At 50.8% G+C, this 13,276-nt stretch carries 12 protein-coding genes; 5 read left to right on the plus strand and 7 right to left on the minus strand.

Annotated features, from left to right (window positions below):
• Window positions 1-235: 235 nt before the first annotated feature.
• Together glnL and glnG are read left to right on the plus strand one after the other, a co-directional pair.
• Window positions 236-1,285 (plus strand): nitrogen regulation protein NR(II), encoded by a 1,050-nt coding sequence (gene glnL / locus EYY67_RS15560; protein WP_013577653.1) that lies wholly within the window; start codon window positions 236-238, stop codon window positions 1,283-1,285.
• 7 nt (window positions 1,286-1,292) lie between these two features.
• Entirely contained in the window at window positions 1,293-2,705 is a 1,413-nt protein-coding gene (gene glnG / locus EYY67_RS15565) for a nitrogen regulation protein NR(I) (RefSeq protein WP_095924078.1), read from the plus strand.
• A 67-nt stretch (window positions 2,706-2,772) separates the two neighbouring features.
• On the opposite strand, the gene hemN is transcribed toward glnG, so the two are convergent.
• Together hemN and yihI are read right to left on the minus strand one after the other, a co-directional pair.
• Entirely contained in the window at window positions 2,773-4,146 is a 1,374-nt protein-coding gene (gene hemN / locus EYY67_RS15570) for an oxygen-independent coproporphyrinogen III oxidase (RefSeq protein ID WP_131693840.1), read from the minus strand.
• Window positions 4,147-4,333: 187 nt separating this feature from the next.
• Window positions 4,334-4,885 carry a Der GTPase-activating protein YihI gene (gene yihI / locus EYY67_RS15580; RefSeq protein ID WP_119823949.1) on the minus strand — a complete coding sequence of 184 codons (552 nt, stop codon included), beginning with the start codon at window positions 4,883-4,885 and terminating at the stop codon, window positions 4,334-4,336.
• A gap of 580 nt (window positions 4,886-5,465) precedes the next feature.
• Between yihI and yihA the strand changes: the two genes are divergently transcribed.
• The gene (yihA, locus tag EYY67_RS15585; protein ID WP_095924073.1) at window positions 5,466-6,116 is read left to right on the plus strand and encodes a ribosome biogenesis GTP-binding protein YihA/YsxC; all 651 of its coding nucleotides are present in this window, start codon (window positions 5,466-5,468) and stop codon (window positions 6,114-6,116) included.
• A 147-nt stretch (window positions 6,117-6,263) separates the two neighbouring features.
• Here yihA and spfP read toward each other — a convergent pair whose 3' ends face one another.
• From spfP to EYY67_RS15605, 5 genes are all read right to left on the minus strand, one after another.
• Complete coding sequence (gene spfP, locus EYY67_RS24985) at window positions 6,264-6,311, minus strand: small protein SpfP (RefSeq protein ID WP_071892919.1); 48 nt, start codon at window positions 6,309-6,311, stop codon at window positions 6,264-6,266.
• Between the two features lie 164 nt (window positions 6,312-6,475).
• Window positions 6,476-9,280: a DNA polymerase I gene (gene polA / locus EYY67_RS15590; RefSeq protein ID WP_119823954.1), complete on the minus strand. Its 2,805-nt coding sequence runs from the start codon at window positions 9,278-9,280 to the stop codon at window positions 6,476-6,478.
• Between the two features lie 389 nt (window positions 9,281-9,669).
• Window positions 9,670-10,293 carry a thiol:disulfide interchange protein DsbA gene (gene dsbA, locus EYY67_RS15595; protein ID WP_056777623.1) on the minus strand — a complete coding sequence of 208 codons (624 nt, stop codon included), beginning with the start codon at window positions 10,291-10,293 and terminating at the stop codon, window positions 9,670-9,672.
• Window positions 10,294-10,339: 46 nt separating this feature from the next.
• Window positions 10,340-11,326: a serine/threonine protein kinase gene (locus EYY67_RS15600; RefSeq protein ID WP_095924070.1), complete on the minus strand. Its 987-nt coding sequence runs from the start codon at window positions 11,324-11,326 to the stop codon at window positions 10,340-10,342.
• A 92-nt stretch (window positions 11,327-11,418) separates the two neighbouring features.
• Window positions 11,419-11,688, minus strand: coding sequence for a YihD family protein (locus EYY67_RS15605; protein ID WP_095924069.1), 270 nt, complete (start codon window positions 11,686-11,688; stop codon window positions 11,419-11,421).
• 152 nt (window positions 11,689-11,840) lie between these two features.
• Between EYY67_RS15605 and mobA the strand changes: the two genes are divergently transcribed.
• Together mobA and mobB are read left to right on the plus strand one after the other, a co-directional pair.
• The gene (gene mobA / locus EYY67_RS15610; RefSeq protein ID WP_131693841.1) at window positions 11,841-12,425 is read left to right on the plus strand and encodes a molybdenum cofactor guanylyltransferase MobA; all 585 of its coding nucleotides are present in this window, start codon (window positions 11,841-11,843) and stop codon (window positions 12,423-12,425) included.
• Complete coding sequence (mobB, locus tag EYY67_RS15615) at window positions 12,425-12,949, plus strand: molybdopterin-guanine dinucleotide biosynthesis protein MobB (protein ID WP_095924067.1); 525 nt, start codon at window positions 12,425-12,427, stop codon at window positions 12,947-12,949. Before mobA ends, mobB begins: the two co-directional genes overlap by 1 nt.
• Window positions 12,950-13,276: the final 327 nt, after the last annotated feature.

The raw sequence follows: 13,276 nt of genomic DNA on the forward strand, positions 1-13,276 counted from the left end.
CCTCAGCGCCGGTTTTCCGACCGGCGCTGAGAGAAATACCCGACTGGAGGACGGCGTTAACAACTCCTTCAGCGTCAAAATTAAGTATGACGATTTATATTTGTTGCCGTGGAAACTTTCAGCCCATCTCCGGATGGGCTTTTTTCTCCACACTCTTTCCTGCTTAACCCCTCAGGCCCGTGATTTCCCCGGGTAGCGAGATAAAATGCACCAATCAGGTGCGGGAGACTGCGGTATGGCAACTGGCAAACTGCCCGATGCTGGGCAGATCCTGAATTCCTTAATCAACAGCGTTCTGCTGTTGGACGACGAACTGGCGGTGCATTACGCCAATCCGGCGGCTCAGCAGTTACTGGCGCAAAGTTCCCGAAAGCTTTTTGGCACCCCTTTGCCAGAACTGGTGGGATATTTTTCGCTGAACATCGAGTTAATGCGTGAAAGTCTGACAGCCGGACAGGGCTTTACAGACAGTGAAGTGACGCTGGTGGTTGACGGTCGTGCGCATGTGTTGTCGCTGACCGCGCAGATGCTGCCGGAAGGTTTCATTCTGGTGGAACTGGCGCCGATGGATAATCAGCGTCGCCTGAGTCAGGAACAATTGCAGCATGCTCAACAGGTTGCTGCGCGTGATTTGATCCGCGGTCTGGCGCACGAGATAAAGAATCCGCTCGGCGGATTACGCGGTGCCGCGCAATTGTTATCCAGAGCGCTGCCTGATCCAGCCTTGCTGGAATACACCAAAGTCATTATCGAGCAGGCTGACCGTCTGCGTAATCTGGTGGACAGATTGCTTGGGCCGCAACGTCCGAGCCAGCATGTGACGCAAAGTATCCATCAGGTGGCGGAACGGGTTTGCCAGCTGGTATCGATGGAGAAGCCGGATAATGTTCAGCTGGTGCGGGACTATGACCCGAGCCTGCCGGAACTGGCACACGATCCCGATCAGATAGAACAGATTTTGTTAAATATTACCCGCAACGCCTTGCAGGCGCTGGGGGAGGAAGGCGGCACAATTACATTACGCACACGTACCGCTTTCCAGATCACGTTACATGGCGTGCGTTACCGCCTGGTGGCCCGTATCGATATTGAAGATGACGGCCCCGGCGTACCGGCGCATTTGCAGGACACCCTTTTTTACCCCATGGTCAGTGGCCGCGAAGGGGGCACCGGTTTGGGCCTGTCTATCGCGCGCAGTTTGATTGATCAGCATTCGGGTAAAGTTGAATTTAACAGTTGGCCAGGACATACCGAATTCTCGGTTTTCCTGCCTATTCGCCAGTGAGGTTCTTATGCAACGAGGGATAGTCTGGATCGTCGATGACGATAGCTCCATCCGCTGGGTACTTGAACGTGCGCTCACTGGAGCCGGTTTAACCTGCACCACGTTTGACAGCGGCAATGAAGTGCTTGATGCCATTGCGACTCAAACCCCTGACGTGTTGTTATCGGATATCCGTATGCCCGGGATGGACGGTTTAGCCCTGTTAAAGCAGATTAAACAACGTCACCCGATGCTTCCGGTCATCATAATGACAGCGCATTCCGATCTGGATGCCGCAGTCAGCGCCTATCAGCAAGGTGCCTTTGATTATCTGCCAAAACCGTTCGACATTGACGAAGCCGTGGCACTGGTTGAACGCGCCATCAGTCATTATCAGGAACAACAGCAACCGGCACGCAGCCAGCCGGCAAGTGGCCCGACTGCCGACATTATCGGCGAAGCGCCAGCCATGCAGGACGTGTTCCGCATCATCGGCCGTTTGTCCCGCTCTTCCATCAGCGTGCTGATTAACGGGGAATCCGGTACAGGTAAAGAACTGGTCGCGCATGCTTTACACCGTCACAGCCCGCGCGCCAAAGCGCCCTTTATCGCGCTGAACATGGCGGCAATCCCGAAAGACCTGATCGAATCCGAATTATTCGGCCACGAGAAAGGGGCATTTACCGGTGCCAATACCATTCGTCAGGGGCGTTTTGAGCAGGCCGATAACGGCACGCTGTTCCTCGATGAAATCGGTGATATGCCACTCGACGTGCAAACCCGTCTGCTGCGCGTGCTGGCAGATGGTCAGTTCTACCGTGTGGGCGGTTATGCGCCGGTGAAAGTGGATGTGCGAATCATCGCCGCGACGCACCAGAATCTGGAACTGCGGGTACAGGAAGGCAAATTCCGTGAGGATTTATTCCATCGCCTGAACGTTATCCGCGTCCATCTGCCACCGCTGCGCGAACGCCGTGAAGACATTCCGCGTCTGGCGCGTTACTTCCTGCAAGTGGCAGCCAAAGAACTGGGAGTGGAAGCGAAAAACCTGCATCCGGAAACGGAAACCGCACTGACGCGTCTGCCGTGGCAAGGCAACGTGCGCCAGCTGGAAAATACCTGTCGCTGGCTCACCGTGATGGCAGCGGGTCAGGAAGTGCTGATTCAGGATCTGCCCAGCGAACTGTTTGAGACGTCAGCCCCGGAAACCGGCGGTCAGAGTCTGCCGGACAGCTGGGCAACGCTGCTGGCACAATGGGCAGACCGCGCCCTGCGTTCCGGTCATCAAAACCTGCTGTCAGAAGCACAACCTGAAATGGAGCGTACGTTACTGACCACGGCGCTGCGCCACACTCAGGGACATAAACAGGAAGCCGCACGGTTGCTGGGCTGGGGACGCAATACCCTGACCCGTAAGCTGAAAGAACTGGGCATGGAATAATCCTTCTGTGTACCAGACAGCAAAACAGCCGCTTATGCGGCTGTTTTGCTTTGCTCAGCGAAGAAAATCAGATCACGCGGGAGAACTGCTGCTGACGCACCTGACGGCGCAGATAAATATCAAAACACATACAGATATTGCGGATCAGCAAACGTCCGCGCGGCGTCACCTGAATATGCGTGTCGCTTACCTCAACCAGCCCGTCTTCTGCCAGCGGCTTCAGCAGCGCCAGATCGTCGGCAAAATAGTCGGTAAACTGAAGGCCGTAACGCTGTTCGATCTCAGCGAAATTCAGTTCAAAATGGCAGATCAGCGATTTGATCACGTCGCGGCGCAGGCAGTCATCATCGGTCATTTCCAGACCGCGCCATAACGCATTCCCCTGCTCTTCCACTCTGGCGTAATACGTTTTGAGATCTTTCTCGTTCTGCGCGTAGGTATCGCCGAGCATGCTGATCGCCGAAACGCCCATCCCCAGCAAATCGCTGTCGCCCTGGGTGGTATAGCCCTGGAAATTGCGGTGCAGTTTGCCTTCTCGCTGGGCAACCGCCAGTTCATCATCAGGACGGGCAAAGTGATCCATGCCGATAAAACGGTAACCGGAGGCGGTCAGCGAGGCGATGGTTTCCTGCAGAATTTTCAGTTTCTCTTCCGCGCCGGGTAAATCGGCATCTTTGATTTTACGCTGAGCAGCAAACAATTTTGGCATATGCGCATAGTTGAATACGCTCAGCCGGTCGGGATTAAGCTCAGCCACGCGTTGCAGTGTGTAGGCAAAACTCTCCGCCGTTTGTTTCGGCAGCCCGTAGATCAGGTCGATATTGGTCGAATTGAAACCCAGCGCGCGGGCGCGTTCCATCAGGGCAAAGATGAAGTCTTCATCCTGCTCGCGGTTCACCAGACGCTGCACTTCTTTATTGAAATCCTGAACGCCCATGCTCAGGCGATTAAAACCTTCGCTGCGCAGGTGATCGAGCACATCCAGCTCGATTTCACGAGGATCCACTTCCAGTGACATTTCTGCATCGGGCAGGATATCAAAGTGTGCCCGCAGAAGGCCCATCAGACGGCTTATCTGCGCTTTATTGAGGTAAGTCGGTGTACCACCGCCCCAGTGCAGCTGACTGACCTGACGGCCTTTAAAGAGCGGTGCACGGTGGCTGATCTCTTTTTCAAGCACGTTAAGATATTCTTCGGCTTTATGCTGCTGGCGTGTGACCAGTTTATTGCAGCCGCAGAAGTAGCAGAGTTTATGGCAGAAAGGAATGTGCACATACAATGAGAGCGTACGCGCCGGATAACGGGCGGCCGCATTTTCGAAAGCGATGTTGTCGTAGCTTTCACTGAACTCAAGTGCTGTGGGATAGGATGTGTATCGCGGGCCCGAATAATTGTACTTCTGGATCAGCACTAAATCCCAGACGGTGGTCTGTTCTGACATAGGTGACTTACTCCTTCCGGCGTCGGATGCTGCCGGGTCGCCTTACAGGCAGGCTTGGGGCCTGCCGTGCAAAGGTCGCTCTGCGCAAACGTGCTTTGGTTTTCGATAACCGGCGTAGTTTACCGAATAACCAAAGCAGATAACATGCAAAGAGTAAGGCTATTGCCGGGATAACCCAGCGCATGGCTTAGAAACCTTCTTTCGGGTTCCCGCGCTTGAGCAACTGCATCATGTCTTCGTTCTTCACTTCTTCTTCGTCATCTTCGTCGTCGCCGAGTTCAATGCCGAGGATTTCCATCAGAACGTCGATGCGATCCAGAGTCTGGTCAACATAAGCCTGATCTTCTGCGCTTAACGCTTTGCCATCGTCGATGAGATCCAGCAAGGAATCCAGACGCTCATCGTTCTCAAGTAACGTCAGTTCTTCTTCCGGCGTCATCTTCGGTTTTGGATCTTGCTTCGGCTGTGCGGCTTTCTTCGCTTTCGCTGCATTGTTCGTGACGGTCTCAACGATCAATGGCACGGCTTTTTTACTGCCGATACGCGGATCGGCTTTTTTCGCGCCTGCGCCGTTCTGGTTCTGAGCCGCATCCGGGTTCGCGCGGGAGCCTGCTTTATGGCCACGGCGCTTGTTATCACGCTTGCGTTCGCGCGCTTCGATATCAAGCTCTACACGACTTTTCTTCTTCGTTTTCGCTGTCGCGGTATTGGCGCGCGGTGCTTTCGCTGGCTGTTTCATGGCATCTGCTCTTAGGTGTGTACATTTAGTATAGATTTGCGGCGGAATCTAGCAGAAAGCGGGCAAAGAAAAAAGGCAGCAAGGTAACCTTGCTGCCTTTTTCTTTCCTTCATGAGAAGGATGTTCATCAAACACTTTCCCTGTATAGCGTCAACGTCCCGGTTTTTCCTTTGCCTTTCAGAGCCTCCGGCTCCGCTCATCCGTAAATCGCGATGCATTTCCCGTGATCCCTGAATGCAATTATCGTCCGTGTTTCCCTGCTTGCCTTCATCGCGTAAGAATTACTTTACCCGACTGACACAAAGGCTCAAGATACCCGCCAGCTGTGTTTAAGGTGCAGAGAGCGCCTTAATTTTATCTTATTGAAATTGAATGACATTAAAAAACACAGCGTTAAAACAAGCGAAATAACCCGCATCATGAATAGCAAATGTCTTACATCATGAAGGCAATTTTCCCCCGCCTTCATCTCTGTGGTCCCTTCGCCTCATCATTCGGATTTTAAAAACACGAACACATCACGGCGCAGTTGCAGTTATAATCGCCAGCCAGATACTCATGCCTCACGGAGACGCACGCTTTGACCAGCCAAACTTACAACTATCATATGACCCATTTCGTCATGAGCGCCCCGGATATCCGGCATTTGCCATCTGACGCAGGCATTGAAGTCGCATTTGCTGGTCGTTCAAACGCCGGCAAATCCAGCGCACTGAATACCCTGACGCAGCAAAAAAGCCTTGCACGTACCAGTAAAACACCGGGCCGCACCCAGCTTATCAACCTGTTTGAAGTGAAACCGGGTATTCGCCTGGTCGACTTGCCGGGTTATGGCTACGCGGAAGTGCCGGAAGAAATGAAACGCAAATGGCAGCGTGCGCTGGGCGAATATCTGCAAATGCGTAACTCTCTGAAAGGTCTGGTTGTGCTGATGGATATCCGCCATCCGCTGAAAGATCTCGATCAGCAAATGATTCAGTGGGCAGTGGATGTCGGTACACCGGTGATGTTGCTGCTGACTAAAGCCGACAAACTGGCTTCAGGCGCACGTCAGGCGCAGATCAAAATGGTTCGCGAAGCTGTGAAGGAATTCATGGGCGACATTCAGGTCGAAGCGTTCTCGTCACCGAAGAAAATGGGCGTGGATAAACTGAGTGACAAACTGAACACCTGGTTCAGCGAAATCCCACCGGAAGTGCTGGAAGAAGCGCTGTCCGACGAAGGCGAATAATTGCGCCCTCCCGTAAGGGAAAATGTAAGTTAAGAACAGAAAGGGTGGCCGCAGGGTCGCCCTTTTTAATGGGCTTTTGTGGGTAAAAACCGACGAAAATCCAATAAAAAACGCCCCAGACATAAATGCCTGGGGCGGCTAAAATATTCAGCCAAATCCGATTACGTGAAGTAAAAGGTCTGAAAGATAGAACATCTTACCTCTGTACCCTACAAGAGAAACTTTACCCTATTTCCTGATGGGGAAAAAGAACTTTTTGTAGTTTACTTACACAAAAATCGCGGATTATGCGATCACCTTCATGGTCTGAGCCCATAATCCTGTAGCTTAATTACAAAAAAAGCTTAATAACTATTCACTTAGTGAGCCTGATCCCAGTTTTCACCGGTACCCACGTCAACTTTCAACGGCACGGCCAGCGTCATGCTTGATTCCATCAGGTTGCGGATTGTTTCGCTTGCTGCTTCAACATCATCCTTATGCACTTCAAACACCAATTCATCGTGTACCTGCATGATGATGCGGGCACGCGGTGCATCCGGTTGTTTCAGCCAGGCATCGACGCTGATCATGGCACGTTTGATAATGTCAGCCGCGGTCCCCTGCATCGGGGCATTAATCGCTGCACGCTCAGCACCTTTACGGCGCATGGCGTTGCTGGATTTAATGTCCGGCAGATACAGGCGGCGACCATCCAGCGTTTCAACATACCCCTGTTCCGACGCCTGAGCGCGGGTACGCTCCATGTATTCCAGCACGCCCGGATAGCGCTCAAAGTATAAATCCATATAACGCTGGGATTCTTTGCGCGGGATATTCAGCTGACGTGACAGACCAAAGGCGCTCATGCCATAAATCAGGCCGAAGTTAATCGCTTTCGCACTGCGGCGTTGCTCGCCAGAAACCTTCTCCAGCGGCGTGCCGAAGACTTCTGCAGCCGTTGCGCGGTGGATGTCTTTCCCCTCGGCGAACGCTTTCAGCAAACCTTCATCTTTCGATAAATGCGCCATGATGCGCAGTTCGATCTGCGAATAGTCGGCAGCCAGGATGATGTAATCCTTAGGCGCGATAAACGCCTGACGAATACGGCGACCTTCGTCATTACGCACCGGAATGTTTTGCAGATTGGGATCACTGGAAGACAGACGACCGGTGGCCGTTACCGCCTGATGATAAGACGTATGCACGCGCCCGGACTGCGGATTGATCATCAATGGCAGTTTGTCGGTGTACGTCGATTTCAGTTTTGCCAGACCACGATATTCAAGAATGACTTTTGGCAGCGGGTAATCCAGAGCCAGTTCAGCCAGAACTTCTTCATTAGTCGAAGGCGCACCACCCGGCGTTTTCTTCAGGATCGGCAGTTTCTGTTTTTCATACAGAATGGCCTGCAACTGTTTGGTTGAGGACAGATTGAAAGGTTCTTCTGCCAGCTCATGCGCCTTGTTTTCCAGCTCATTCAGGCGGATCGCCAGCTCTTTTGAATGGGCGGCGAGGATATTCTGATCAATCAGAACACCGGTACGTTCGATATGAGACAACACGGGCACCAGCGGCATTTCAATATCCGTGAAGACTTTTTTCAGGGATTCACTTTCCGCAATCCGGGGCCAGAGTGCCTGATGCAACTGCAATGTGACGTCCGCATCTTCCGCCGCATACGGTGCCGCTTGCTCCAGTGCGATTTGGTTGAAGGTAAGCTGGTTTTTCCCTTTGCCGGCAATTTCTTCAAAGCTCACCGTTTTATGTCCCAGATAGCGATCGGCAAGGCTGTCCATATCGTGACGGCCAGATACGCTGTCGAGCACATAAGACTCGAGCATGGTATCGAAGGCTATACCTTTTAATTCAATGTCGTAACGCAGTAAAACGCCGCGATCAAACTTCAGGTTCTGACCCACTTTCAGCTGTTTTTCATCTTCAAGCACAGGTTTGAGCTGTTTCAATACGTCATCGCGATCCAGCTGTACCGGCGCGTCCAGATAATCATGAGCGACTGGCAAATAGGCGGCTTTGCCTGCTTGCGTCGCAAAAGATAAACCGATGAGATTGGCCGTCAGCGTATCCAGACCATCCGTTTCAGTATCGAAGGCAAATACCTCAGAGGCTTTCAGATGACCGATCCATTCATCCAGCGTCGCCTGATCCAAAATGGTGACGTAACCGTCCTGAGAAAGTTGGTTAGGTTCGACCGATACCGCGGAGGCAGTTTCCTGATCGGCAGCTTTCTTTTTCGCTGCTGAAGGCGCTTTACCCGCCGACTTTTTACTGGTCAGCCAGGTGCCGGATTCGACATCAGCCAGCCAGCGCTTAAATTCATAACGACCAAATAACTGGTGAAGTTCATCCGCATCCGGTTCTGAAACGGTCAGTTCTGCGCAGGTCAGATCCAGCTTCACGTCCGTTTTGATGGTTGCCAGCTGGTAAGAGAGATAGGCAACGTCTTTGTTTTCCGCGAGCTTAGCGGCCATGGTTTTTGAACCACGGAAAGTCAGCGTCGACACTTTATCGAGATCCGCATATAAGTCATCAAGACCCCCAATGCCCTGCAACAGAGCCTGTGCGGTCTTTTCACCCACGCCCGGCACGCCAGGAATATTGTCCGAGGAATCGCCCATCAGCGCGAGGAAATCAATAATCAGTGAAGGCGGTACACCGTACTTTTCAACAACTTCATCTGGCCCCAGAATCGCATTGTTCATGGTGTTAATTAATGTCACTCCCGGGGTTACCAGCTGTGCCATATCTTTATCACCGGTACTGATCAGAACCGCATGCCCGGCTTTCTCTGCTTCGAGGGCCAGCGTACCAATCACGTCATCCGCTTCCACACCCGAGACCATCAGCAATGGTAAACCCATTGCCCTGACCATCTGATGAAGGGGCTCAATTTGAGAGCGCAAATCATCAGGCATCGGAGGGCGATGCGATTTGTACTGTTCGAAGAGTTCGTCACGGAAGGTTTTGCCTTTCGCGTCAAAAACCACTGCAACATGGCTTGGTGTGTATTGCAGCAACAGACTGCGCAACATATTCAGCACACCGTACATCGCGCCGGTCGGTTCGCCCGCAGAGTTGGTCAGCGGAGGAAACGCATGGTAAGCGCGATAAAGGTAGGACGAACCGTCCACCAGGATTAAGGGGTTTTCTGCTATCTGGGCCATAACTCTTCTTTATTCGTGATCAGACATGCCCTAAGGATGCCATAGCCAGCGGGAAAGACGAACCTTGAGAAGGAAATTCATTGCGAAGTTGCGAGGGATCTCGAAGGATCACCCTGTGGATAACTTTGTGAATAGTTTTTATAGGAAATTATTATCGGATCGCAGGGAGAGAATATGCCAACATTTTCGCTACTGGTATCATCAGGTTATCAGGGCGATTTATGAAATATTGGTGTAATAGAAGCTTAATAGCGATTGTGGATAGTAATATTTTTGAGGGAATAACTCGGGCCACTCCTAAATATATTTTCTGCCGTTATCATTTTTCAGCTTTAAATTTCCTGAGAATATAACACCAGCCCGAAGGCTGGTGTTGAGATGACAATGTCTTATTTTTTTGTCGCTAAGAAATTGATCACATCAGAATATTGTTTGACGTACATATCCATTGAACTGGTATCAAGCCCGTCATTTTTAACCATATATTTGCCGTTCACAAATACAGAGGGGACGCCTTGCAGCCCCAGATCCGCCGCCGCTTTCTCCTGTTGAACAACCAGGGATTTCACGACGAAGCTGTTCAGTGCAGCATCGTAATCTTCGCCTTTGACACCCGCCTGAATAAAGACTTTACGGATATCATCAGCATTCTGTACAGACTGTTGTTTCTGGACGGCATCAAACATCAGCGGACTGACTTTGTCTTCAACGCCCAAAGCAATAGCGACAGCCCATGCCTGAGTTAATTGCTTGCCTAATGGGCCCAGGAACTCAACGTGATACTTGGTATATTTAACATCTTTTGGCAGGTTCTTACGAATGCTGTCAGACACATGCCAGACTTGTTCGAACTGGTAACAGTGCGGGCAATAAAATGAGAAGAACTCAAGAACCTGTGGCTCATTAGCAACGGTTTTATCTAAAGTAACGTACTGCGCACCATCAGAAAATTGCGCGGCAGATACACTGAAGGCCATGACCATACCAACCAGTGCCAGGAATATCTTTTTCATATAAAGCCTATCTCCATTTAATTAAACTTCGAACGTTAATCGTGACTCAATACATTGGCATCAACTGTAAAGGAGGTGCCTGTAATTTCTTAACTTGCTCAGTAAAAGCGGCTATCTGACCACGCCAGAAGTCTTCATCCTGCATCCAGGGAAAACTTTTAGGAAACGCCGGATCCTCCCAGCGACGGGCAACCCAGGCCAGATAATAAACCATGCGCATAGCACGCAGCGGTTCAATCAAAGACAGCTCACGGGTATCTAACTCAGCAAACTCTCCATAAGCTTCCAGCAATATGTCCAGCTGGAGCCTTTGCTCATTTTGGTCGCCATGCAGCAACATCCAGAGATCCTGAATTGCCGGGCCATTGCGGGCATCATCCATATCCACAAACAACGGGCCATCGCGCCACAGAATATTCCCCGGATGGCAATCGCCATGCAGCCGCAGGGGCTGCCAGTCGGTGTGCCAGAATTCGCCTGTCGTGGCGATCAGGTTATCTGTTGCAGCAAAAAACGGCTCACGTAAACTTTTGGGAATAAGGGAACACTCCGCCAGGACTTCCCGCGGCCGGTAAAGGTATTCATCCAGACCGATCGTCGGCCGTGCGGTGAAAAGGCTTTCGCTGCCGACCTGATGGATGCGCCCAAGGAAACGTCCCACCCATTCCAGCTGATCAAGATTGTCTATTTCGTACTGACGCCCCCCGACACTTGGGAACACAGTAAACATATAACCCTGATAGTGATGAAGTGTATTGTCATTAATAGAAAGAGGGGCAACAGCAGGTATTTCGGCATCAGCCATATCGAGTGAAAAACGATGCTCTTCGTGAATTTGTTCTTCACTCCAGCGTTCCGGCCGGTAGAACTTCACCACATAGCGTTTTCTGTCTTCACCCAAAAACTGGTAGACACGGTTTTCATAGCTATTTAATGCAGTGAGGCCGGACTCAGCAATCAGACCGACGCTCTCTAACGCATCAAGGATAAGATCCGGCGACAATGCCTGAAAATTAAAAGCTGAATTGTTCATAACTTCATTCGGATTAGCCGCACAGAAAAATGATAATGGGAAATAGTATCATCTATTTTTCGCGGTTCGCATGAAGTTCACATAAGTTTACATCAATCTTTAATCACGCCACGGGCACGCAAAATGGCGGTTTTGAAGTCATCCTCATAATCTTTCTTCAGACCCGGGATTTCCGTGGTGCTGTCAGTACCGCGCATTTTCAGATGATAAATCAACGTATCATCGCTCAGTTCTCCTAAAGATCCCTGATAGCCACATTCCGTTGCCAGCTTTTGAATAAACTCCATCAGGTTAAGATCACAGTCTTCTTTCCAGGCCGGATGAAGCAGCTCGATCAACTCATTTACGCGATGTTCTTTCATGATATTCCCTCTCCACTGAGTGACAGACCCTAAAAATAACAGGGTTATTTCATCAGGGAAAGGACAAGCTTACGATGTAAAAGTTAAACCAGCCCGCCCCTGACGAAGGCGTTACAATGAAAGGAATATAGACGTTTCTGCAGGTAAACATAATGAGTATGGACAACATTACCGGCGTTATTTTAGCGGGTGGGCGTTCGAGCCGGATGGGGCAAGATAAAGGGCTGGTAGAAGTAAAGGGAAAGCCTTTATTTGAATACATTGCAGAGCGGTTGCGTCCGCACGTCGGCGAGATCTTGATCAGCTGCAATCAAAATGCGGATCGTTATGGCCGTGAATTTCAGACCTTTCAGGATATTACGGCGGATTTTTCAGGTCCACTGGCTGGCATGCTTGCCGCATTAACTGTCAGTAAAACGGAATGGGTTCTTTTCGTTCCCTGCGATGTGCCCGCTTTCCCGGCTAACCTGGCAGAAACCTTTCAGGAAAACGCTGCGGATCAGAAAGCCGTTTATGCCCGTGATCCTGAACGAGAACACCCGACACTTTGCCTGCTGAACCGTGATCTGATACCTGAGCTGAAATCATATCTGGAGAAGGGTGAGCGGAAATTAATGATTTTCTTTCATCAGATTGGTGCCAAAGCCGTATTGTTCAACGACTCTGCCGCGTTTTGCAATCTCAATACGCCTGAAGAGGTGGCACTCTGGGAAATTAACAACCTGGACTTATCCTGATGATCATAAACCATATACCTTTGCTGGGGATCACCGCTTACAGCGGAACGGGGAAAACGACATTACTCAAACAACTCATCCCCTGGCTACGTCAGCGCAGCATACGTACAGGTTTGATAAAGCACACTCATCATGATGTTGACGTTGATACTCCCGGGAAAGACAGTTTTGAGCTGCGTAAAGCCGGTGCAGACCAGACTATGGTTGCCAGTGACAGCCGGTGGGCATTAATGACGGAAACACCGCAGCAAGACCCGCTCAATCTCAGGTATCTCGCAACACGTTTTGACAGTGATAATCTGGATATGATCCTCGTTGAAGGGTTCAAGCACGAAGATATCGACAAAATTGTGCTTCACAGGAAAGGGACAGGAAAATCGCTGGAGCAGTTAATGGATATTCATGTTATTGCGGTGGCCAGTGATTGTCAGCCAGAGGATATACCAACGACAGTTAGCCTTATGAATATCAATGAAATAGAAGAAGTTGGGGAGTTTATTGTCCGTTGGCTGGCAAGACAGTAAAAACAACGCGATTAAGGTCGTTTGAATCGTCAAATCCCCCATAGCAAAAAGCCCTGTACGTCAGTACAGGGCTTTCCACTTATTTGATGCCTGGCAGTTGATGACCCACTTCGTGGCTCACCCTTCGGGCCGTTGCTGCGCAACGTTCAAAAGGCTTCGCCTTTTGTCCTGCTCTCTTCTCGTGTAGCCAACCACCTGATAGCAGTAAAGCCAAAAGCCCCACACTTTCGTGCGGGGCTTTTGGCTTTATTTGATGCCTGGCAGTTCCCTACTCTCGCATGGGGAGACCCCACACTACCATCGGCGCTACGGCGTTTCACTTCTGAG

It is taken from the genome of Rahnella victoriana (assembly GCF_004330295.1).
GTDB classification, from domain to species: Bacteria; Pseudomonadota; Gammaproteobacteria; order Enterobacterales; family Enterobacteriaceae; genus Rahnella; species Rahnella victoriana.